Below are 21496 nucleotides of genomic sequence, written 5' to 3'. Positions count from 1 at the left end.
CCGGCCCCGGCGTCCGATTCGGACGGACGGCGGGACCTCGCACGTTACTGCTTCGAACGGTAACGAGGTAGTCTTCACGGCGTGGGAGACAAGCAGGGGTTCCGCTTCCACGGCGGACGGCCTTCGGTGAACTTCACGGCCACCGTCGGCGAGCGCTGGCGCAACGGCGGCTTCGAACGCGTCCCCGATCCCGAGGCGCTGGGCCGCTGGTTCACCGAAGCGGGCCTGGCCCCGGCCGCACCGGCCGGCACGGCGGCCGACCTGACGGCGGCACGCGAGCTGCGGGAAGCCGTCTACCGCTTGATGCTGGGCCGGCTGTCCGGGGCCGCGGCAGCCGACGAGGACCTGGCCACGGTGAACCGGTGGGCGGCGCAACCCCCGCCGGTGACCGCTCTGCACGTCACCCCGGAGGGGCTGCGGGCCCAGCCGGCGTCGGTGACGGTGCCGTCCCTGCTGGGGCTGATCGCCGCGGACGCGGTCGCGGTCCTCGGCGGCGACGATGCGGCCCGCTTGCGCGAGTGCGCGAATCCCGAGTGCTCGCTGCTGTTCCTCGACACCTCACGCGCGGGCGCCCGCCGCTGGTGCTCGATGAGCGCGTGCGGCAGCCGCGAGAAGATGCAGCGCTACCGCTCCGCCGACCGTTAGTGGCTGGCTGGTCGTGAGTGGTAATTAGGGTTAGAACCCTAATTACCACTCACGACCAGCCGTGGCGGACAGGCGGACCGGCGGACAGGATTGCTCTGGCCGGCCATCAGGCCGCCCGGGTCAACCGGAGGACCGGGTCCCCGCCCGCGTCACCCGCGGGATCGCCGACGACGACGGAGAATCCCGGCGCCTCGATCACCACACCGTCCGCCGATGCCCGCACCCCGACCGTGAACGGGACGTCGTCGTGCGGCCCGTACCGCACCGCGAAGACCGCCGAGCCCGGCGGGGAGTCCGGCAGCGGGCCCGCCAGGACGTGGTTCGTGTCCGTCACCCGGTGCCAGCCCGCGTCCGGGTTTCCGTAGCCACGAGGATCGTCGGCCAGGGAGAACGCCAGTTGCTCCTGTGTCAGCCCGATCGTCTCCGGACTGCTGAAGTTCGTCCGGCCCGCCGGGGGATTGACCACCCGGAGCGACGCCCCCGAGCTGATGGCCAGGCTGCCCGCGTGGAGGGTGCCGTTCGTGGGCAGCACCGCGCCGGGGGTGCTCAGGTCGAACGGTGTTCCGCCCGGCTCGGCCACCGTGACGATCTTGCGCTGGCCCGCCGCCGTTTCCTCGACGTAGGGCAGCCCGGCGAGGAAGTCGCACCCGGTCGCCGGGACCACCGCGAACAGCGTCAGCCGCTGCTCCTCGGCCACCCACAGCTGCTGGACGCTCAGCAGCACCTGCTCCCGGGTGACCACCGCCTTGGTCACCAGCCGGGCGGCGAGGTCGCCGTCCCGGGCGTCGCGGACGCGCACCGGGCCGAGCGCGCGGGTGAGCAGCGTCCGGGGGCCGTTGTCGTAGCCGAGGACCGGGCCGATGCCGTGCTGGCCCGCCACGACGGACTCGATCACCGCGGCCCGGCCGGCGTCGATCAGGTACGGCGTGTGGCTGCCCGTCAGTGACACCGACGCGGCGCGGTGGCGCAGCGAATACGGCGTCGTGACCGGGACGGACGGTGTCCGGTGCCAGGTGCGGTCGTCCTGGTACAGCCAGACCGTCGTGAACGCGAAGTGCCCGCTTGGTGCGCCGGTCCGGGCCAGCGGGTAGTAGGCGACGCGGCGGTCGGCCAGGTAGCGGCCGAGGTCGGTGGCCAGGTGCGCGCTGAAGTAGCGCAGGCCGAGCAGGCCTTCGGCGCCGCAGTGCTGCTCGCTGTAGCGGGGGCCGCCGTAGTCGAAGCCGCGCGCCGACAGGCGGCAGTCGAGGTGGCGGGCGATCTCCGCGCCGTCGTCGAGGAACAGCCGGTCGGCCGTGACCCGATGGGCCTGGGCCAGGAAGGACAGGGAGATCGGCAGGTAGTTCTGGTCGTGGCCGGCGCCGTGCTCCGCCGGCAGCGCGAAGCCGCGGTCGGTCACCCGCGACGGGCGGATCACGTCCGTGTACAGGCGCATCGCCGCCGTCGTGACGCGGTTGCCTTCGCGGTCCCGGGAAACCTCGTCGAGGTGGCGGCCGAGCATCAGGCCCGCCGCGACCGCGCCGAGGGCCTGGTTCCCCGTCTGCTGGGGGTTGACCATGCTCGCTTCGGTCAGCCACCGCCAGTACCCGAGCGCCAGCTCCGTCACCTCGGCGTACTGGCCGCCGGTGAGCAGGCCGTCGCCGAGTTCCAGGATATTGACCGCGTGCAGCATCGCCCACACCGTGCTCGGCCAGTCGCCGAAGGGGTGCTCGCCCTCTCCGGGCATGTACCGCGCGTACGGCAGGCCGCTGTGGCGGATGCGCAGGAACGGCTCGCCGGGGTTGTCGCGCCGGAACACCCGGTGCGTCAGGAAGAAGTCCAAGCCCCGGCGCACTGCCTCGGTGAGCGCCGGATCGCCGGAGACCCCGCGCTGCCATGCCAGGCACAGCAAGGAAATCACGCCGAGGCCGAGGTCGCCGACGTCGTCGTCGGCCGCAGGGTCCTCGAAGTTGCCGTCCGGCTGCTGCGCGGCGAGCGCGTCGGCGGCCGCGGCGGCCAGGACGGTGTCGAGGCAGCCGGGATCGTCGGGCAGGTCGTGCGAGCTCGCGTGCTGGCTCGGCAGCAGGATCGGGTCCATCCGCTTCGCAGCCTCCCTGCCGTCCTGGGCACCGGACCGGTCGACGTGGTCGGGAAAGCGCTTTCCCGACCTTGCCCGCAGTGGCCGGAAAATCGATGATGCGGCTGGGACCCGCACTTGGTTAAGTAGTAAACAAACGAACCCGCACGTTGTCAACGGCACGGATCGCGGCCGGCTCGGCAGGGTCGTGCATTCGACAGTTTCACTTCGGCGAAAGCAGGTGCAGATGGCGAAATCGGGCATCGGTGACCGGGCCGGCGAGGTCTTCGCCGCGCTGGCGGCCGCCGGCCAGGCCACCCGGCCGCAGCTCGCGGTGGCCTGCGGGTTGTCGAAGCCGACGGTCTCCCTGGTGATGGCCGAGCTGGAGACCGCCGGGCTCGCCGAGCGCAGCGGCAGCTCGTCGGGGGCCACCGGGCGGACCGCGGCGGTCTACCGGCTGGGCCCCCGGGCCGGGTACGTGCTGGCGGTGGACCGCGGCTCGACGCAGGTGGCGCTGCGGGCGACCACGCTCGGCGGGGAACTGCTCGACGAAGACCAGACCGCGCGGCCCGCGTCCGCGGACGCCATGGTGAAAGCCGTGCTGCGCCGCGGGAGCACGCGTGGTCCGCTTCGTGCGGTGGTGGTCGCAGTGTCCGATGTGGTCTCCCCGCCCGGCCGTGGCGAGCCGGCGACCATGGCGCGGATCTCCGGCGCCGTGGCCGCGCTCGGCCTGCCCGGCGGCGCGCCCGTGCACACGGAGAACAACGTCAACTGCGCGGCCATCGCCGAACTCGCCGAAGGGGCGGGCCGCGACCACGACAGCTTCGTGTTCCTGCAGGTCGGCGTGGCCATCGGCGCGGGCGTGGTGCTCGGGCGCCGGCTCGTGCGCGGAGCGAGCGGCGCGGCGGGGGAGGTCGCCCGCCTGGCGTACCCGTGGGCCGACGACCGGCCGCCGGTCCGCGACGCACTGGAAGCCCGGCTCGGTTCGCGGGCGCTGCTGCAGCGCGCCCGCGGTCGCTGGGCGGGACGTCCGGACCCGGCGCCGCGGACGGCCGCCGCGCTGTTCGCGCTGGCCGAGAAGGGGGACGCCGTCGCGCTCGAGATCGTCGCCGGGCACGCCGAAGCCGTCGGGAACCTGGCCGCGTCGATCTGCGCGGTCGTCGACCCCGGCCTGGTCGTGCTGGGCGGCGGGGTGGGGCGGAACAAGCTGCTCCGGCCGGGGGTCGTCGCCGCACTCGACCGGCTGAGCTGGCCGGCCGACGTCGTGGTCAGCGAGCTGGGCGCCCGCGCGACCGTGCTCGGCGCCGCGCACCTGGCCAGGGAGAGGGGCATCCGCGCGGTGCTGGACGAGGGGTGAACGGGGGCGTTGACAGCGGCGGACGGCGCTGCCTAGAGTGCCCCGAGAAAGCGCTTCCAGCTCCCTGGGACGGAACCACTGGAACCGCGTGCGTCGGAAGAAGTGCCACGGCAGCCGCCCCCTTTTCGCGGGGGCTGCCGGTCCACGCTGGAGTCCCGGGAGCAGACGATGTCAGCCGAAGCCGCAACGCACCCTGTCGAAGCCGGGATCCGGCCGGCGGTGAAGACCGCGCCCGCCCGGCGTCGCCGGAAACGCCATAAGGACAACCGGGCGGCGTACCTCTTCCTGACGCCGTGGTTCCTCGGCATCTTCGGGTTCGTCCTGCTGCCGATGGCCTACTCGCTGTATCTCTCGCTGACGAAGTTCGACCTGCTGAGCTCGCCGCAGTGGGTGGGCTTCGACAACTACCTGTCGATGTGGCAGGACGAGAAGTTCCTCCAGTCGGTCAAGGTCACGCTCACCTACGTCGTCGCTTCGGTCCCGCTCAAGCTCGCGGCCGCGCTCCTCGTCGCCGCGGCGCTGAACCGGGGCCTGCGCGCGCTCGGGTTCTACCGCTCGGTCTTCTACCTGCCGTCGCTGCTCGGCGCGAGCGTCGCGGTTTCGGTGATGTGGCGCCAGATCTTTTCGCAGCAGGGCCTGCTGAACCAGGTGCTCGGCATCGTCGGCATCCGCGGTGCGGACTGGATCGGGGACCCGCGGTTCGCGCTCTGGACCCTCGTCCTGCTGTCGGGCTGGCAGTTCGGCACCCCGATGCTGATCTTCCTCGCCGGGCTCAAGCAGATCCCCAAAGAACTCTACGAGGCCGCGGAGCTCGACGGCGCCGGCCGGATCCGGATGTTCTTCCGGATCACCGTGCCGATGCTGTCCCCGGTGATCTTCTTCAACCTGGTCCTGGAGACGATCAACGCGTTCCAGACCTTCACCCCGGCCTACGTCGTCAGCGGCGGGCTGGGCGGGCCGATCGACTCGACCATGCTGTACACGCTTTACCTCTACCGCAAAGGCTTCTCGAGCCTGCAGATGGGCTACGCGTCGGCGATGGCGTGGGTCCTGTTCGTGGTGATCGGCTTGTTCACCGCGCTCTACTTCGCGTCGTCACGGCGCTGGGTCACCTACGCGGACTGAAGCTTGCTCACCATGGCCGAAAGGACCGAAATGGTCGCCACTGTCAAGGCACCGGCGAAGACCCACTGGCGTGCGCACGTGGTGTTGCTCGCCGGGGTCGTCGTGATGATCTACCCGCTGGTGTGGCTGGTCGGAGCATCGTTCAAGCCGGAGAACCAGATCTTCAGCACGCTCGACCCCATCCCGTGGCACTTCACCTTCGACAACTACCTCGGCGGCTGGACGGCGACGGGGACGTCGTTCACCGTCTACCTCGCGAACTCCGCGACCATCGCGCTCTGCGTGGTGATCGGCAACATCGCGTCCTGTTCGCTGGCCGCCTACGCGTTCGCCCGGCTCGATTTCGCGTTCCGCAAGATCTGGTTCGGCCTGATGCTCGGGACGCTGATGCTGCCGTTCCAGGCCACGATGATCCCGCAGTACACGATCTTCTACAAACTGAACTGGATCAACACGTTCCTGCCGCTGGTGGTCCCGCAGCTGCTCGCGTGCGACGCGTTCTTCATCTTCCTCATGGTCCAGTTCATCCGGGGCATTCCCCGCGAACTGGACGAAGCGGCGGCCATCGACGGCGCCGGGCACGGCCGCGTCTTCTTCTCGGTGATCCTCCCGCTCCTGCGCCCGGCCCTGCTGACCACCGGCGTCCTGACCTTCATCTGGACCTTCAACGACTTCCTCCGCCAGCTGGTCTACCTGTCCGACAAATCCCGCTACACCGTCCCGCTGGGCCTCAACTCCTTCATCGACCGGGCGAGCGGGTCCAGCTACGGCGGCATGCTCGCGATGTCGGTGGTCACCCTCGTACCGACCGTCGCGGTGTTCCTCATCTGCCAGAAGCGCCTGGTGGACGGCGTGGCCAACTCCGGGATCAAAGGCTGAACCCCCAACCGAAACAGCAGAAAGTGAGACCGTCATGGCACAGCACCTGTCCAGGAGGGGGTTCCTCGGGGTCGCCGGGGCGGGGGTGGCTTCGGCCGCGCTCGCCGGCTGCGGTTTCGCCCCGCCCAGCAGCAGCAGCGGCTCCGGCGGCGGGAACAACGCCCTGACCTTCCGCTGGTGGGGCGGCAACGCCCGCAACGACGCCTACCAGAAAGCGGTGAAGATCTTCACCGACAAGACCGGGATCGCCGTCACCACCCAGTACTCCGGCTACGACGGGTACTTCGACAAGCTGAACACCGAGTTCGCCGGCGGCAACCCGCCCGACATCTTCCAGATGGACACCGCGCTCGTCAGCACCTACGCCGGCCGGAACGTGCTCACCGACCTGGGCACCTACGTCCCCGGCACGATCGGGCTGGACACCCTGTACGCGCCGGTGCGCGGGGCGGGCGCGGTCAAGGGCAAGACCTACGGCGTCCCGTCCGGCTCCGGCAACGCCCCGGTGCTCTACGACAAGTCGGTCTTCGACCAGCTCAAGATCACCCCACCGACCAGCGACTGGACGTGGCAGGACTTCGGCACCATCGCCGGCGAGGTCTCCAAGGCGTGGGGCCCGAACAAGTACGGCGCGCTCGATGCCTCGAAGGACGACTCGGGCGCGCTGCAGCCGTGGCTGCGCCAGCGCGGCAAGGACCTCTACACCCCCGACCAGACCCTCGGCTTCGGTCCCGAGGACCTGACCGAGTGGTTCACCTTCTGGGACGGCCTGCGCAAGTCCGGCGCGATCTGCCCGCCGACCATGCTGAGCAACACCGACGCGGCGACCGGCAACCACCCGCTGATCACCGGCCAGATCGCGATGACCACCGGCTGGGGCCTGGCCCAGATGCAGCCGCTGACCCAGCACGAGCTGAAGCTCGTCGTCGTACCGCGGGCCAACGGCAAGACGGGCCAGGCGCCGTCCGGCGGCGTGCTGCTGTGCATCCCGGTGAAGAGCAAGAACGCCGACGGCGCGGCGAAGCTGATCAACTTCTTCCTCAACGACGACGACGCGATCAAGACGATGAAGCTGCAGCGCGGGCTGCCGCCGTCGGACAAGGCGAAGAACCTCCTCGTGCCGACCGCCACCGGCCCCGAGAAGGCGGACATGGACTTCGGCGAGTACGTGGCCGCCGAGGTCGCCAAGGACGGCCTGCCCACCGCGCCGACCGCGCCGCCGGGCTACGGCGACGTCAAGACCGCGCTCGACTCGGCCGCCAAGCAAATCGCCTTCGGCAAGATGTCGATCGCGGCCGGCGTGACCCAGTTCTTCAGCGACGCCAAGGCGGCGCTCGCCAACGCGAAGTAGGGGAAACGTGCGCATCACGGCCGTGCGGGGCACCGATCTGTTCGTCGGCTCGGCCGCCGCGGCCCGCCAGGTGGTCAGAGTGACGCTGAGCGGGCCGCGGGCTCCGGTGCGCGTCCGGGTCGAGGGCAAGCGGGTGTCCACACCGGAACCCGCCACCGCCGATCTCCACACAGACGGCGTCACGGTGGAAGTCGGTGTCGTCTTCCAGGCGCCCGAGGGCTCCTCGCACCGGGTCACCGTGGTCGCGGAGTCGGCCGGGGAGCGCGTCACGGCGGACGCGGACCTCGTCGTCGCGGAAACCGGCTGGACGATGTGGATGGTGTCGCACTTCCACTACGACCCGGTGTGGTGGAACACCCAGGCGGGTTTCACCGACACCTGGCTCGATCTGCCGCTGGCGCAGGAAAAGCGGATGAAGTTCCAGCGCTCGGCGTTCGACCTCGTCCGCGCGCACCTCGAAGCCGCCCGCGACGACGAGGACTACCGGTTCGTCCTGGCCGAGGTCGACTACCTCAAACCGCACTGGGACGCCTTCCCCGGCGACCGCCACGACCTGCGGCGATTCCTCAGCGACGGCCGGATCGAGCTGGTCGGCGGCAACTACAACGAGGCCAACACCAACCTGACCCACCCGGAGTCGACGATCCGCAACGCCGTCTACGGCGTCGGCTACCAGCGGGACGTCCTCGGCGGCGACCCGCGTTCGGCGTGGATGCTCGACGTGTTCGGCCACGACCCGGCCTACCCCGGGCTGATGGCCGACGCCGGCCTGGAGTCGAGTGCCTGGGCGCGCGGGCCATGGCACCACGTCGGGGCGAAGCGGCACACCGGCGACATCGGCCGGATGCAGTTCCCGTCGGAGTTCGAATGGATCTCGCCGAGCGGGCGGGGGCTGCTGACCGCCTACATGGCCGACCACTACGTCGCCGGGTGGGGCATCGAGCGCCAGGACACCCTCGAAGAGGCGATGGCGGAGGCCTACCGGCAGTTCAGCACGCTGCGGCAGGTGGCCGCCACCCGCAACGTGCTGCTGCCGGTCGGGCACGACCACAACATCCCCTCGCGGTTCTGCACCGAAATCCACCGCACCTGGAACGCCCGGTACGTCTGGCCGCGATTCGTCGTCGGCCTGCCCCGGGACTTCTTCGCCGCGGTCCGCGCGGACGCGAAGGCGCGCGGCACGGCGATCAGCGTGCAGACCCGGGACATGAACCCGGTCTACACCGGCAAGGACGTCTCCTACATCGACACCAAGCAGGCCCAGCGCGCGGCCGAAGTCGCGGTGCTCGACGGCGAACGGGCGGCCACCCTCGCCGCCCTGCTCGGGGCGCGGTATCCCCACGAGGCCCTCGACAAGGCCTGGCGGCAACTGGTCTACGGCGCCCACCACGACGCCATCACCGGCACCGAATCCGACCAGGTCTACCTCGACCTGCTCACCGGCTGGCGCGAAGCGGCCGAGCGCGGCGGCGAGGTGCTGGACGGCGCCATCGCCGAGCTGGCCCACCACGCCGACACGACCGGCGACGGCGTGCCCGTCTTCGTGCTCAACACGCTGTCCTGGACCCGGGATGCGATCACCTCGGTGACCGTGACCCCGGGGGCAGCGGGGATCTCGGGCGCGCGGGTGGTCGACCCGGACGGCCGTCCGGTCCCCGCTGTCACCGACGCGGTCGTGCGCCACCCCGACGGCTCGCTCCGCGAAATCACGCTGACCTTCCTCGCGACGGCGGTGCCCGCGCTCGGCTACCGGGTCTACCGCGTCCTCGACTCGGCGGACGTCCCACCCGGGTGGACCGTGAAGCCGGGGCCGCCGTCGATCGAGAACGACGTCTTCGCCGTCGAAGCCGACCCGGCGCGCGGGGGTGCGCTCAAGCGCGTCCACGACCGGCGAAGTGGCCGGGAACTGCTGCGGGACGGCGGGCTCGCCGCCGGGCTGGTGGTCCAGGACGAGCACGCCGAACACCCGGTGTGGGGCGAGGGCCCGTGGCACCTGCTGCCGAAGGGGCCCGGTCACGGCCCCGGCGCGGCGGACGTGGTCGTCGAGACCAGCCCGCTGGGGGAGCGGCTCGTCGCGACCACGGCACTGGACGACCTGCGGATCACCCAGCGCACGACGGTGTGGCGCGGGGTGTCCCGAGTGGACGTCCGCACCGACGTCGACGGGTCTCTGGGGCAGGACCGGCTCCTGCGGGCCCGGTTCGACTTCGACGTCCCCGGCGCTCTCCCCGTCGCCGAAGTCGGGTTCGGCGCGATCGGCCGGTCGTTCGGCTTCCCCGACGCCGACGCGGCCGAGCACCTGTGGACCCTCGACACGCCGGCCCACACCTGGGCCGGGCTGTCGGCGACCGCCCGCGTCACGCTCACCCGCGACGACGGCACCCGGACCGCCCACGCCATCGGCGTCGCCGAAGTCGTCGAGCCCCTCGCGCCCGGCATCGAGGTCCGGGCGCTGGTGGCCGCGCTGGCCGCGAAGGGCGTCACCGCGACCTGCACCCGCCCCGGCGGCCCGCGCTACGGCGCGCTCGACGTCGACTCGAACCTGCCCGACGTCCGGATCGTCGCCGGCGCGGACAACCCGTACGCCGCCGAGGTCCTCGCCGCCGCCGAGCCGGGGTACCGGGGCGCCCTCGCCCGCCACGGCCGGGTGTTCGTCCCGGCGGACCGGACCCGGCGCGAAGCCTGGGTGCCCGACGCCGACCTCCGGGGACCGCGGGACCTGCCGGTGGTGATCATCGACGACGTCAAGGCCGCCGTCGCCGAACTGCGCGCCGACGCCACGATCGACGTGCGGGTCCCCGACGGGCTGGCCGGGACCGCCGAGCCCGCCGACAGCTACTCCGTCGCGGTCGTCAACCACGGCACGCCCGGGTTCGTCGTCGACCCGGGCGGCACGCTGCACCTGTCGCTGATGCGTTCGTGCAGCGGCTGGCCCAGCGGCGTGTGGATCGACGGCGACCGCCGGACCGCGCCGGATGGCTCGAGTTTCGCCTGGCAGCACTGGACCCACACGTTCGGCTTCGCGATCGTCGCCGGAGACGGGGACTGGCGTGCCGCCGGTTTCCCGCGTGGCGCGCAGGAAGCCGCGCACCCGCTGCGGGCCCGGCCGGTGCCCGCCACCGAAGGCACGCTGCCGTCCACAGTGGGCCTGATCGCGGTCGAACCGGCCGAAGTCGTGCTGACGGCCGCGAAACCCGCGGGCAACCCCCTGGCCTCGGGGTCGGTGATCACCCCCTCGGACGCGATCACGCTGCGGGTGTACGAATCGACCGGGTCCGCGGCCACGGCGTCCATCGCGCTGCACGGCGGGATCCGGTCGGCCTGGCGCACCGACCTCCTCGAGGAGAAGGGCGAGCCGGTCGAAGTCGACGACGGCCGCGCGCGCGTCGAACTGGGCGCCGCGGATGTGGCGACCCTGCGGCTGGAACCGGCCGCCCGCACGGAAACCGGCCGGGAGATCGTCCGGGCCACGGAACCCGTGCAGCCGGTGCACACGCGGTACTGGCTGCACAACGAAGGACCGGCGCCGGTCGGCAACCTGCCGGTGAGCGTCCACGTGACACCGACCCGGCTGAGGCTTGACGACGGGCGAGCCCGCCTGGACGTCACGGTGAGCTGCAGCGGCCGCCCGGCTCGCGGGCGCGTCGATCTGGACCTGCCACCGGGGTGGCAGGCCGAGGACGGTCCGGACTTGGCGTACGACCTGGAACCGGGAGACCACACGAAAACCACGGTCGAGGTCCGGGGCCCGGACACGCCCGGCCGGTACTTGGTCGCCGCCCGGATTTCCGACGGCCAGTTGCTCGAAGACACGGCCGAAATCCTGGTCGGCGCAGCGCCGCCACGCGACGACCTGGTCGACGTCGAACTCGTGCCGGGTCCGATCACCCTCGAACCGGGCGGGCGGGCCGAGTTGCCGGTGTCGTTGACGAACCTGGCCCAGAGCGAAATCCGGGGCGGGATCGCGGCAATCAGCCCCTTCGGCACCTGGGCGGGCGAGCTGACGATCGGCCCGCGGGCCCAGCCGTTCCGGCTCGCCGCCGGGGAGAACACGACGGTGCCGATCACCGTCCGGGCCGGGCACCTGGCCCGGCCGGGCGCGCACTGGTGGATGCTCGTCCGCGTGACCGCCCACGGGCGGCTCGCGTACAGTCCCGCCGTCGAAGTCCGGATCGAGTGAATTCGTCGAATTCGCGGTATTTCTGAAAAAGAACAGGTTACTGACCGGCGAATTACTCCGGACGCTCCTTGACCGGGGGTCCGCCGGGCGCTGATCATTTCCGCATCGATTCCCCGCGCGCTTTTCCGGCCACGCGGGCCTTCTCAGGAGAACCAGTTGAGCCTCGCTCCCTTGGACCGGCGGACCTTCCTGCGCCTGTCCGCGCTCGTCCCCGCCATGCCCGCCGTGCTGGGCGTCCCCGCATGGGCGGAGGAGACGGCGTTCGTCGACAGCTACCGCACCAACATCCCGGCGAACCACACCCCGGAGACCAACGCGGCGGTGCGGATCCTGAGCGGGATGCAGCGGGTCTGGCGCACCGGGTCCACTTGGGACAGTGGCGTCGTGCTAGACGCCGCGGTGCTGCGCGCGAACGTCCGGCACTGCGTCGCCGTCACCCGCGCCCGGACCGACGCCGAGGCCAAGCGCGCCTTCGTCTACGACCGCCAGCACCAGTCCTACGCCGCCATCGGCGGCCTCGGCCCGCTTGCGAACCTCTACCGCGGTGGCGCCAAGGCCGTCACGAGCATCACCTCCGCGCCCGACGGCATTCCGCCGGCGAAGATCGACGACGCCGTCCCGGCGAACGCACCGGCCGGATCGGCGCTCGGTGCGGGCTCGCACGACTCGGAGCTCGGCCTGGTGGCCACCCTGGTCGACACCGTCCGCGGCAACTTCGCCTCGGGCAACCCGAGCAAGGCCGCCTACCAGTACCCGCGGCCGTGGCGGATGACCGCGGACAGCCGAGTCGTCCCCACCGGCGCGACCGACGCGCTCGGCTACCCGGTCTACCAGTCCGACGTCGTCGTCGCGCCGCAGCTGCTGCGGCAGCGCAGCACCACCCCGGCCGAGGACGGCGGCTTCCCCAGTGGCCACACCAACGCGTTCCACCTGGCCTGCCTCGCGCTGGCCTACGCGGTCCCGGAGCGGTTCCAGGAGCTGGTGGCGCGGGCCTACGACCTGGCCGACACCCGGATCGTCGCCGGGATGCACTCGCCGGTGGACGTGATCGGCGGCCGGACCCTGGCCACCGCGCTCACCGCGGCGACGCTCGCCGACCCGGAGAACGCGGCGCTCAAGGCGGCGGCGCGCAAGCAGGCGCTGGACTACTTCACCGCGAAGACCGGCACGACGGCCGACACGCTCTTCGCCCACGCTCACACCGGTGCCGACGAATACGGCGACCGCCGAGCCAACGCCGCGAAGGTCGCCCGCGGGGCGACCTACGGCCTGCCGGACCGGGCCACGCGCGCCGCGATGCGGGTCCCGAAGGGCGCCGAGGTGCTGCTCGAGACGCGCCTGCCGTACCTCGACGCGGCGCAGCGGCGGGAAGTCCTGCGCACGACGGCGTTCCCGGCCGGGAACGCGCTGCTCGACGGCCCGGAGCTGTGGGGGCGGCTGAACCTCTTCGCCGCGGCCGACGGCTACGGCGCGTTCGACGCCGGCGTCCGCGTCACGATGGACGCCACGCGCGGCGGGTTCAGCGCGAACGACAGCTGGCGCAACGACCTCGGCGGCGACGGCGGGCTCGTCAAGGCGGGCACCGGGACGCTGACGCTCGCCGGGGCCAACAGCTACCGCGGTGGCACCCGTGTCGAGGGAGGCACGCTGGTCGCGGCGGCGCCGGGTGCGCTGGGCACCGGCACCGTCGAACTCGCCGGCGGCACCCTGCGCGTGTCCGGTCTCCGGGCCGGCGGCTACCACCAGACCGGCGGCACGCTGTCCGTGACCACCGGACCGGCGCTGGTCGTGCGCGGCGACGCCACCCTGGAGCACGGCAGCGTCCTGGAACTCCGGGTCACCGGCGCCTGCCCGTGGCACGAGGTCGACGTGCTGTGCGCGCGGCGGCTGCGTGGCCGGTTCGCCGCCATCCGAGTCGACCGCCCGGGCTACCGGGTGGTTCCCCGTTACACCCCCACCGGTTTGTCCGTCCGAATCCTTCGGGAGTACTAGTGAGAAAACGCATCGCCGCGTTGGCACTCGCCGTCACTGTGTCCACAGTGGTCAGTCCGGCGGCGGCGCACGCCGCCGACGGCAGCGGCAGCTTCTCGGTCCTGGCCTACAACGTCGCCGGCCTGCCCGAGTCGATCTCCAGCGCGCCGACCCCGCGTGACCCCGCGACGACCGCGATCGGGCAGCGGATCGCTCCCTACGACATCGTGCACGTCGAGGAGGACTTCAACTACCACGCCAAGCTCTACGCGGCCGACAACCACCCGTACCGCACGCCGACCAGCGGCGGTGCGGGCATCGGCAGCGGGCTGAACACGCTGTCCTCGCTGCCCTACGACGCCGACGACTTCGAGCGCGTCCGCTGGACGTCGTGCCAGCTCGACTCGGGCGACTGCCTGACCCCCAAGGGCTTCACCTTCATGCGGGTCCGGCTGGCCGAAGGCGTGTACGTCGACTTCTACAACGCGCACACCAACGCGGGCACCAACGACGGCGACGAGGCTTCGCGTGCGTCGAACCTGGCGCAGCTGACCGCGTTCATCCGGTCGCACTCGGCGGGCAACGCGGTGGTCGTCATGGGCGACACCAACACGCGCTACACCCGCGCGGCCGACACGATCGCCCAGTTCGGCTCGGACAACGGCCTCACCGACGCGTGGGTCAAGCTCGTGCGCGGTGGCGTCGCGCCGGCCCCGGGCAGCCCCGACCTCGTGTGCGACAAGCAGGCGCCCACCAACGACTGCGAGATCGTCGACAAGGTGCTCTACCGCAGCAGCAAGCTCGTGAACCTCGACGCGACCTTCTACAACAACGAGCACTCGAAGTTCCTCTACACCGACGGCAACATGCTGTCCGACCACGACCCGATCACCGTGCGGTTCAACTGGACCCGCAACGCCGCGCTGCAGCTGTCGGAGCAGTACGGCGGCCCGCACGGCGACTACTTCACCGACGTCCCCGCCGTGCCCGCGGGCGCCCGGGTGCGGACGCTCTCGCTGCGCAGCGGCAACCGCGTCGACCAGGTCGGGGTGACCCTGGAGAACGGCACCACGCTGACCCACGGCGGCACGGGCGGGACGGCGGCGTCGCTCACCCTCGGCACCGGCGAGTACGTCACGACGGCGACCCTGTGCCAGGGCAAGTACAGCAACACGACCCGGATCTTCTCGGCCCGGTTCACCACCAACCTCGGCCGCGTCCTGGCCGGCGGCTCGACGACCGGCGACTGCGTCACCCGCACTGCCCCGGACGGCTGGCAGATCGCCGGCTTCCACGGGCGCACCGGTGCCGAGGTCGACAAGGTGGGCTTCGTCTACACGCAGCGATAGTCGCCGGCGATTCCCCTTGGCGCCCCGCGGTCCGGAGCTGGTTCCGGACGGCGGGGCGTCACGCTGTTCAGCAGCTCTTCGGCGACGGCCATGGTGGGCCGGGCGGCAGGGTCGGGGTGGAGCAGCGGCAGCACGGCCTCGGTGAGCGGATGGCGCTGCCGGCCGTCGACCGCGGCGTAGAGGGTCGCGCCCAGGGAGTACACCTCCGCCGGGAAGTCGGGGAAGCCGCCGTCGAGCACCTCGGGGGCGAGGAAGGCGCGGATGGCGCTCCCGCTGCCCATGATCCCGGCGTGGCCCGCCGCCGAGATGACGACGTGGTCCGGATCGACGGCGGCGTGCAGGACGCCCTCGTCGTGCGCGGCCGCGAGCGCCGCGGCCAGCTGGGCGCCGAACCGGGCGACGAGCCCGGGGGCGAGCGTGCCGTGCTCGTCGAGCAGCTCGGTCAGCGTCCGCGCGCCCGGGTACTCGAGCACGAGATAAGTGGTGCTGTCCTCGTCGACGACGTCGCAGATGGCCGCCCGCGGCGCGGGGATGGCGGGCGCCGCGAGCGGCTCGTCGAACAACGGCTTGACGGCGACGATCCGGTCGAGCCGTTCGTCCTGGGCGTGCCAGACCACCGTGCCCTGCCCGGCCGGGCCGAGCAGGCGGTACCGGTCACCGATCAGTGTCCCTTCGCGAGCCACGTCGCTGTCCCTCCGTCGTCCACCGTCCTGCTTGGAGATACGGCCGGAAAGCGCATCCGGTTCGCTTGATCGAATTAATTTCCCCCACCCGGGTGGGCCGGCCCCAAGCGCCCCAATGTGGCCTTCGGTGCGTCTGACGCACCCAAGGCGGCCTTCGGTGCGTCAGACGCACCGAAGGCCGCCTTGGGGCGCTTGCCGGGACCTACTTGAGCGGCTGCACGCTCCCCAGCGTCGGTACCACCTTGGCGATCGTGCCGTCCGCGGCGAACCGCAGCCGGTCGATGGTCACCTCCCGATGGGTTCCGTCGCCGCCGGGAATCGCGAACCGGTGGTAGGCGATGTACCACTCGTCCTTGCCCGGCACCTGCACGATGCTGTGGTGCCCCGGGCCCAGGATGCCGAGCGACGGGTCCTTCTCCAGGATCACGCCCCGGTTCACCAGCCCGGCGCCCAGCGGACTCGTCGCCGTCGCGTAGCCGACTCGGTAGTTCTCACTGCCCGTGTCGTCGATCGACCACGTCAGGTGGTACGTGCCGGCCCGCTTGGTCATGAACAGGCCCTCGCGGAACCCGTCCAGCCCGGTCAGCTGCTTGATCTTCGCCGGGTCGTAGGACACCAGGTCGGCGTTCAGCGGCACGACGTAGGCGTTGCCGTTGCCCCAGTACAGGTACGTCTGCCCGTCGTCGTCGGTGAACACCGCCGGGTCGATCGCCTGGCCGCCGTTCGGGTTCGCCGCGATCAGCGGCTTGCCCAGCGCGTCGGTGAACGGACCGGTCGGGGACGAAGACACCGCGACGCCGATCTTGGCGTCCGCGCAGAAGTAGAAGTAGTACTTCCCGTTCTTCTGCGTGATCGTCGGCGCCCACGCCCGGCTGTCCGCCCAGGAGACGTCCGGGCCGAGGTCGAGGATCTTCGGGTGCCGCGTCCAGGTGACGAGGTCCTTGCTCGACCACGCGTCGAACGTCGTGCCCGACCAGCCGGGGAAGCCGTCGGTCGTGGCGTAGATGTAGTAGGTGTCGCCGAAGCGGACGATGTTCGGATCCGCGTTGAAGCCGGGCAGGACGGGGCTGTTCATCACCACCGCGCTGACCGTCCACGTTCGCCGCTGCCAGCCGGCGCCGACGACCGAATAGCCCACCGGGCCGGTGAAGTCCTGCCGCGAACCGTTGTGGGGGAACACCTGCGTCCCGTCGGCCACCTGCAGCACCGGTGCCAGCCGTCGCACGTCCGTACCCGGCTTGACGGGCAGGACGATGGTGCCCTTCGCGCTGTCGATGATCGCGGGCACCCTGAGGGAATCGAGGGTGACCGAGCCGACGGCCGTCTCGTTGCCCGGCGTGCCGAGCACCTCCTTGGCCGTCAAGCCGCGGTTCCACACGGTGAACCGCCGCATCTTGCCCTGGAAGTACTTGTCGGCACCGTAAGCCGAGCGCCCGAGGTAGTTCGACGTCGTGATGCCCGCGCCGAGGTCGCCGGGTTTCGTCGTGACACCGTCCACATGCGCCACTTCGACGCCGTTGTCGTAGAGCCGCGCCGTCCCGTTCGCCAGCGTGTACGTCAGCGTGTGCCAGGCGCCGCGGGTCAGCGCCCGCTTGCTGTCGGTGTTCTGCTCGGTCGACCAGTTGCCGGCGGCGATCGCGGTCCGGTAGGTGTCACCGGTCGCGAACAGGTAGCCGTCACCGGCGTTGTCGGTGCTGTTGCCCAGGTTCCACAGGAAGTACGGCGTCTGCTGACCGGGGTCGACCCACACCTGCGCCGAAACCGTGATCCCGTTCAGGCCGCTCATCAGGTTGTTCGGCAGGGCGACGTAGCCGTCCTTGCCCGCGAAGGCGAGCCCGTCCGCCGAGCGCGTGACGCCGCCGTGCATCGTGGCGTTCCGCCCGTTGCCGGAGACGTCGGCGACCGTGTCGCCCGAGCCCGCCGCCGCGAGGTCGTAGTCCGCGACGACGCCCTTCTTGTCGGTGGTCATCGGCGGGGGTCCCTGGCGCAGCTTGGCGAGCTCGGCCTTCGTCACCGGCAGCACCGTGCCGTGACGCGGGCTCTTCGGGAGCTGGTACTCCGCCGGGATCGTCCAGTTCGGCTTGGCCAGCGAGTCCGTGACGAACGGGATGTAACCGCGGCGCGGCGTCTCGTCCATGAAAGCGTAGATCTTGTTGCTGTCGTTGGCCTTGAACACCGTCGGGCCCTCGACCCAGTCGGTGCCGAGCTTGGTGCGGATGCAGTCGGAGACGAGCTCCCAGTTGCGCGGCTTCGTGGTCGGCAGGTCCACCGCACGCAGGTTCTTCGACCGCTCGAGCACGATGTCGCGCTCGCAGGACCCGATCACCTTGCCGTCGGTGGTCAGCCGGTAGTAGTAGTCGCCGTCCTTGATGACGGTGGAGTCGATGACGCCCTCACCGGGGTCGTTCCACACCTGGGGCTTGCTGAACGTCCGGAAGTCGCGGGTGGTCGCGTACATCATCCGCGGGTACGTCGAGCCGGTGTGGTCGACGTCCGAGGGTGCGTAGGGACTGGTGGCCCAGTAGACGACGTACGCACCGATGGTCGGGTCGTAGGTCGCTTCCGGTGCCCACGTCATGCCGGCCGTGTCGTCGGAGACCCGGACGTGGCGCTGGTTCGACCAGGTCACCAGGTCGGTCGACTCCCAGATCTCGAGGTACTGGCTGCCGTGCCGCTGCGCCTGGTCCCAGCCGCGGCCGTCGTTGATCTGCAGGTCGGTGGCGACGATGTAGAACCGGTCGCCCTCCGGGCTGCGGACGATGAACGGATCGCGCACGCCGGTTTCGCCGTAGTTCGAGCGCAGGACGGGCCGGCCGCCGTTGAGCTCGTCCCAGTGCAGGGGGTCGTTCCCCCGGCTGGCCGCGAAGTGGATCTGCTCGGTGTCCTGCGTCGCCTCACCGGTGAAGTAGGCGAACATGTACCCCTCGAGCGCTTCCTTCTTCGGCAGCGGCAGGACGGTCAGGGTGAAGGAACGTTCCGCCGTGGCGTGCCCCTTCGTCGCACGGACCGTCAGACGCGCCTTGGCCGGTCGCGCTCCGGCCGCGGGCCGGGTCACCTCGCCGGTGGCGGTGACGACGCGGGGGTCCTGGCTGCACCAGGTCAGCGTGACGTCGCGGGCGCCCTTGACCGGCAGCGTGATGTTGCCGCGGATCGCGTCCTGATCCGGGAGGACGAGGTCCTTGAGCGCGTTGTCGACCTTCTGCCGGTCGGTGATGTCCTGCAGCACCGTGACGGTGAAGGAGCGGCTCGCGGTCTGGCCGGCGTAGGAGACGGCCGCCGTCAGGATCACCTTCGCGTTGCCGGCGCCGGGCGCGGGCCGCGTCACCACGCCGGTCGCGGACACCACCGCCGGGTTGCTCGACGTCCAGGCGATGGCCGAGCCGCCGGCACCCGTCTTGGGCAGGGTGAGGTTGTCGGTGACGGCCGAGGTGTCGCCCAGGTCGAGGGCGGCCGCGTCACCGGTCGCGCGCCCGGCGGCGGTGCGCTCGCCGAGGGCGCGGGCTTCGTCGGCGGTCACCGCGCGGTTGTAGACGCGGAAGTCGCGGACGCTGCCCTTGAGGGTCTTGTCGCCGTCGTAGACCGACCGGCCCAGGTAGTCGGCGGTGGTGGTGCCGCCGCCGATCGAGCCGGGCGTGATCGTGATGCCGGTCTTGCGGGCGGCTTCGATCCCGTCTTCGTATAGGACCGCGGTCCCGCCGGCGAGGGTGTAGGTGATCGTGCGCCAGCTGCCGCGCGCGAGGTTGCGGCCCGCGCTGGCGGTCTGTTCGGTGGACCAGTTCCCGGAGGCGATCGAAGCGCGGAACTGGTCGCCCGTGGCGAACAGGTAGCCGTTCCCGGCGCCGCCGGTGGTGTTGCCGAGCCCCCACAGGAAGTATGGCGTGCCTTGGTCGGCCGCGACATTCACTTGAACCGAAACCGTGATGTCCGTGAGATCCCGCATGAGGTTGTCGGGCAGGCGGACGTGGCCGTTCGCGCCGCCCAGGCGCAGCCCCTCGTCGCCCTGCCACGTCGTGTCGCCGCTGACGGTGGCGTTCCGGCCGTGCCCCGAAGTGTCGGGCACGGTCGTGCCGGAGCCGCCGGTGAGGTCGTAGCGCACGACCAGGCCTTCGTCCAGCGTCGCCGCGTGGCCGGACGTGGCCCAGACGGTGGTGGAAGCCGCGGCCACGGCGAGGGCGGCGAGGATCGCGGTCAGCGGTCTGGGCCGCCGGGCGAACTTCGGCGACGTCGTCGTCGCCGAGAGTCGAACGGGCATACCGGCTCTCCAAGAGGTGGGCGCCGACGGCGCGGGAAGAGGAACGACGCGTGGCTGTTTCCGAAGCCGCAACCGGCTGCCGAGCGCGAAGTGAGCGCTAACATAGCTGCCGATCCGGGCGCGGTCAATTCCGTGTTTTGCCTGGTGGTGTCCGACCTCCGACGATCGGACCCTTGACACCGTGTGGCGCGGGTCACCTACACTACGACCGCTTGTTAGCGCTAACAATCCGGTTTGTTGCCCGGTACTCGACGACGAGATGGGTGGACGATGATCAGTCGACGCGGACTGATGGCGGGCACGGCGGCCGCCGCGGTCGCCGGCGTGCTCGGCGGCAACGCACTGGCGCGCGCCCAAGCCGCTGGTGCGTACGTCATGGCGTACTTCACCGAATCGCCGTCGATGACCGGCGCCGACTACGGGCTGCACCTGGCGGTCAGCGCCGACGGTCTCGACTGGATGCCGCTCAACCAGAACAACCCGGTGGTGACGCCGACGGCCGGCACCGGCGGGCTGCGCGACCCCTTCGTGCTGCGCAAGCAGGACGGCCGGTTCGTCGTGCTGGCGACCGATCTCAAGGGCACCGACTGGTCGCTGCAGAACCAGTACGTCCACGTCTGGGATTCGGCGGACCTGCGCGGGTTCACCGGCTACCGCCGGATCAAGCTGCACTCGATGGCGACGCACAGCTGGGCGCCGGAGGCGTTCTGGGACCCGTCGCGCAGCCAGTACGCGATCATCTACTCGGCAGCCTACGGCGGCCACGACGTCATCATGGTCAACTACACGACCGACTTCGCGACGGTCAGCGCGCCGCAGGTGTTCTTCGACCCCGGCCACGCGACGATCGACGGGACGATGGCCACCATCGGCGGCATCAACTACCTGTACGTCAAGAACAACACGAACAGCACCCTGGTCGGCCAGCGCTCCGGCGCCCTCGCCCCCGGCGGCTTCACCACCTACAAGACCGGAATTTCACCCGGGCGGGGGGTGGAGGCGCCGCAGATCGTGCCGGCGCCGTCGGGGAACCGCTGGTACCTGTGGGGCGACACGTGGAGCCCCAACGGCCGGTTCTTCTGCTGGGAGACCACCGACGTGGCCGCCGGGAACTGGACGCTGCTGAACGACCGCGCCTACACCCAGCCGCTGAACTCCAAGCACCCCGGCATCACGCCGATCACGGCCGCGGAGCGCTCCGCCCTCGTCGACCGGTGGGGCGCCCCGGCGTGGCGGCGGCTCAAGTCGTACAACTTCCCGGACCGCTACATCCGGCACGCGGACTCCGTGGGACGCATCGACGCCTACCCGTTCGACCCCTACCAGGATCAGCTCTGGAAGCTGGTGGCCGGCCTGGCCGACGCGGCCGGGGTGTCGTTCGAGTCCGTCAACTACCCCGGCCGGTACCTGCGGCACAGCGACTACGCGGTGCGCCTCGCGGCCGACGACGGCTCGGCGACGTTCAAGGCGGACGCCACCTTCCACCAGACGCCGGGTCTCGCCGACGCGAGCTGGTCGTCGTTCCGCTCGCACAACTACCCGGACCGCTACCTCCGGCACTACGCCTACGTGCTGCGGATCGATCTCCTGAGCAGCGCATCCTCCACTGTGGACAAGCAGGACGCGACTTTCCGCGTCGGCTACTGACACG

The 21496-nt window shown here is 71.2% G+C and carries 12 protein-coding genes; 9 read left to right on the top strand and 3 right to left on the bottom strand.

Annotated elements, in window-relative coordinates; translation table 11 throughout:
- The first annotated feature begins 81 nt into the window (after positions 1-81).
- Positions 82-645 carry a CGNR zinc finger domain-containing protein gene (locus ACLJQF_RS15450; protein WP_410609293.1) on the top strand — a complete coding sequence of 188 codons (564 nt, stop codon included), beginning with the start codon at positions 82-84 and terminating at the stop codon, positions 643-645.
- A gap of 106 nt (positions 646-751) precedes the next feature.
- On the opposite strand, the gene ACLJQF_RS15445 is transcribed toward ACLJQF_RS15450, so the two are convergent.
- Complete coding sequence (locus ACLJQF_RS15445) at positions 752-2719, bottom strand: hypothetical protein (protein ID WP_410609292.1); 1968 nt, start codon at positions 2717-2719, stop codon at positions 752-754.
- Between the two features lie 226 nt (positions 2720-2945).
- On the opposite strand from ACLJQF_RS15445, the gene ACLJQF_RS15440 reads away from it, so the two are divergent.
- The 7 genes from ACLJQF_RS15440 (at position 2946) to ACLJQF_RS15410 (ending at position 14910) form a co-directional block, all read left to right on the top strand.
- The gene (locus ACLJQF_RS15440; RefSeq protein ID WP_410609290.1) at positions 2946-4055 is read left to right on the top strand and encodes an ROK family protein; all 1110 of its coding nucleotides are present in this window, start codon (positions 2946-2948) and stop codon (positions 4053-4055) included.
- Between the two features lie 168 nt (positions 4056-4223).
- A complete protein-coding gene (locus ACLJQF_RS15435; RefSeq protein WP_410609288.1) occupies positions 4224-5180 on the top strand; it encodes a carbohydrate ABC transporter permease in 957 nt (318 codons plus the stop codon).
- 12 nt (positions 5181-5192) lie between these two features.
- Positions 5193-6059 carry a carbohydrate ABC transporter permease gene (locus ACLJQF_RS15430; RefSeq protein ID WP_410609286.1) on the top strand — a complete coding sequence of 289 codons (867 nt, stop codon included), beginning with the start codon at positions 5193-5195 and terminating at the stop codon, positions 6057-6059.
- 34 nt (positions 6060-6093) lie between these two features.
- Entirely contained in the window at positions 6094-7410 is a 1317-nt protein-coding gene (locus ACLJQF_RS15425) for an extracellular solute-binding protein (protein ID WP_410609284.1), read from the top strand.
- Positions 7411-7417: 7 nt separating this feature from the next.
- Positions 7418-11590, top strand: coding sequence for an NEW3 domain-containing protein (locus tag ACLJQF_RS15420; protein WP_410609282.1), 4173 nt, complete (start codon positions 7418-7420; stop codon positions 11588-11590).
- Between the two features lie 156 nt (positions 11591-11746).
- A complete protein-coding gene (locus ACLJQF_RS15415) occupies positions 11747-13582 on the top strand; it encodes a phosphatase PAP2 family protein (RefSeq protein ID WP_410609281.1) in 1836 nt (611 codons plus the stop codon).
- Positions 13582-14910 carry a jacalin-like lectin gene (locus tag ACLJQF_RS15410; protein WP_410609279.1) on the top strand — a complete coding sequence of 443 codons (1329 nt, stop codon included), beginning with the start codon at positions 13582-13584 and terminating at the stop codon, positions 14908-14910. The genes ACLJQF_RS15415 and ACLJQF_RS15410 overlap by 1 nt, the downstream gene beginning before the upstream one ends.
- Here ACLJQF_RS15410 and ACLJQF_RS15405 read toward each other — a convergent pair.
- Both ACLJQF_RS15405 and ACLJQF_RS15400 read right to left on the bottom strand, forming a co-directional pair.
- A complete protein-coding gene (locus ACLJQF_RS15405) occupies positions 14895-15593 on the bottom strand; it encodes a protein kinase domain-containing protein (protein ID WP_410609278.1) in 699 nt (232 codons plus the stop codon). The genes ACLJQF_RS15410 and ACLJQF_RS15405 overlap by 16 nt on opposite strands.
- Positions 15594-15795: 202 nt before the next feature.
- Positions 15796-19845, bottom strand: a complete 4050-nt coding sequence (locus ACLJQF_RS15400; RefSeq protein ID WP_410609277.1) for a family 43 glycosylhydrolase — start codon at positions 19843-19845, stop codon at positions 15796-15798.
- A gap of 270 nt (positions 19846-20115) precedes the next feature.
- Here ACLJQF_RS15400 and ACLJQF_RS15395 point away from each other — a divergent pair, with 270 nt between their 5' ends.
- Positions 20116-21492 (top strand): glycoside hydrolase family 43 protein, encoded by a 1377-nt coding sequence (locus ACLJQF_RS15395; protein WP_410609276.1) that lies wholly within the window; start codon positions 20116-20118, stop codon positions 21490-21492.
- Positions 21493-21496 lie beyond the last annotated feature (4 nt).

The organism is Amycolatopsis sp. lyj-109 (genome assembly GCF_046548995.1).
In the GTDB taxonomy this organism is placed as follows: Bacteria; Actinomycetota; Actinomycetes; order Mycobacteriales; family Pseudonocardiaceae; genus Amycolatopsis.
Note: the sequence above shows the minus strand (reverse complement) of the source record. Positions and strands in the feature narration are given on the sequence as shown.

Excerpts from the sequence above, each read along its gene's own strand:
- ACLJQF_RS15445 (WP_410609292.1), bottom strand. The coding sequence starts at position 2,719 with ATGGACCCGATCCTGCTGCCGAGCCAGCACGCGAGCTCGCACGACCTG.
- ACLJQF_RS15440 (WP_410609290.1), top strand. The coding sequence starts at position 2,946 with ATGGCGAAATCGGGCATCGGTGACCGGGCCGGCGAGGTCTTCGCCGCG.
- ACLJQF_RS15435 (WP_410609288.1), top strand. The coding sequence starts at position 4,224 with ATGTCAGCCGAAGCCGCAACGCACCCTGTCGAAGCCGGGATCCGGCCG.
- ACLJQF_RS15430 (WP_410609286.1), top strand. The coding sequence starts at position 5,193 with ATGGCCGAAAGGACCGAAATGGTCGCCACTGTCAAGGCACCGGCGAAG.
- ACLJQF_RS15425 (WP_410609284.1), top strand. The coding sequence starts at position 6,094 with ATGGCACAGCACCTGTCCAGGAGGGGGTTCCTCGGGGTCGCCGGGGCG.
- ACLJQF_RS15400 (WP_410609277.1), bottom strand. The coding sequence starts at position 19,845 with ATGCCCGTTCGACTCTCGGCGACGACGACGTCGCCGAAGTTCGCCCGG.
- ACLJQF_RS15395 (WP_410609276.1), top strand. The coding sequence starts at position 20,116 with ATGATCAGTCGACGCGGACTGATGGCGGGCACGGCGGCCGCCGCGGTC.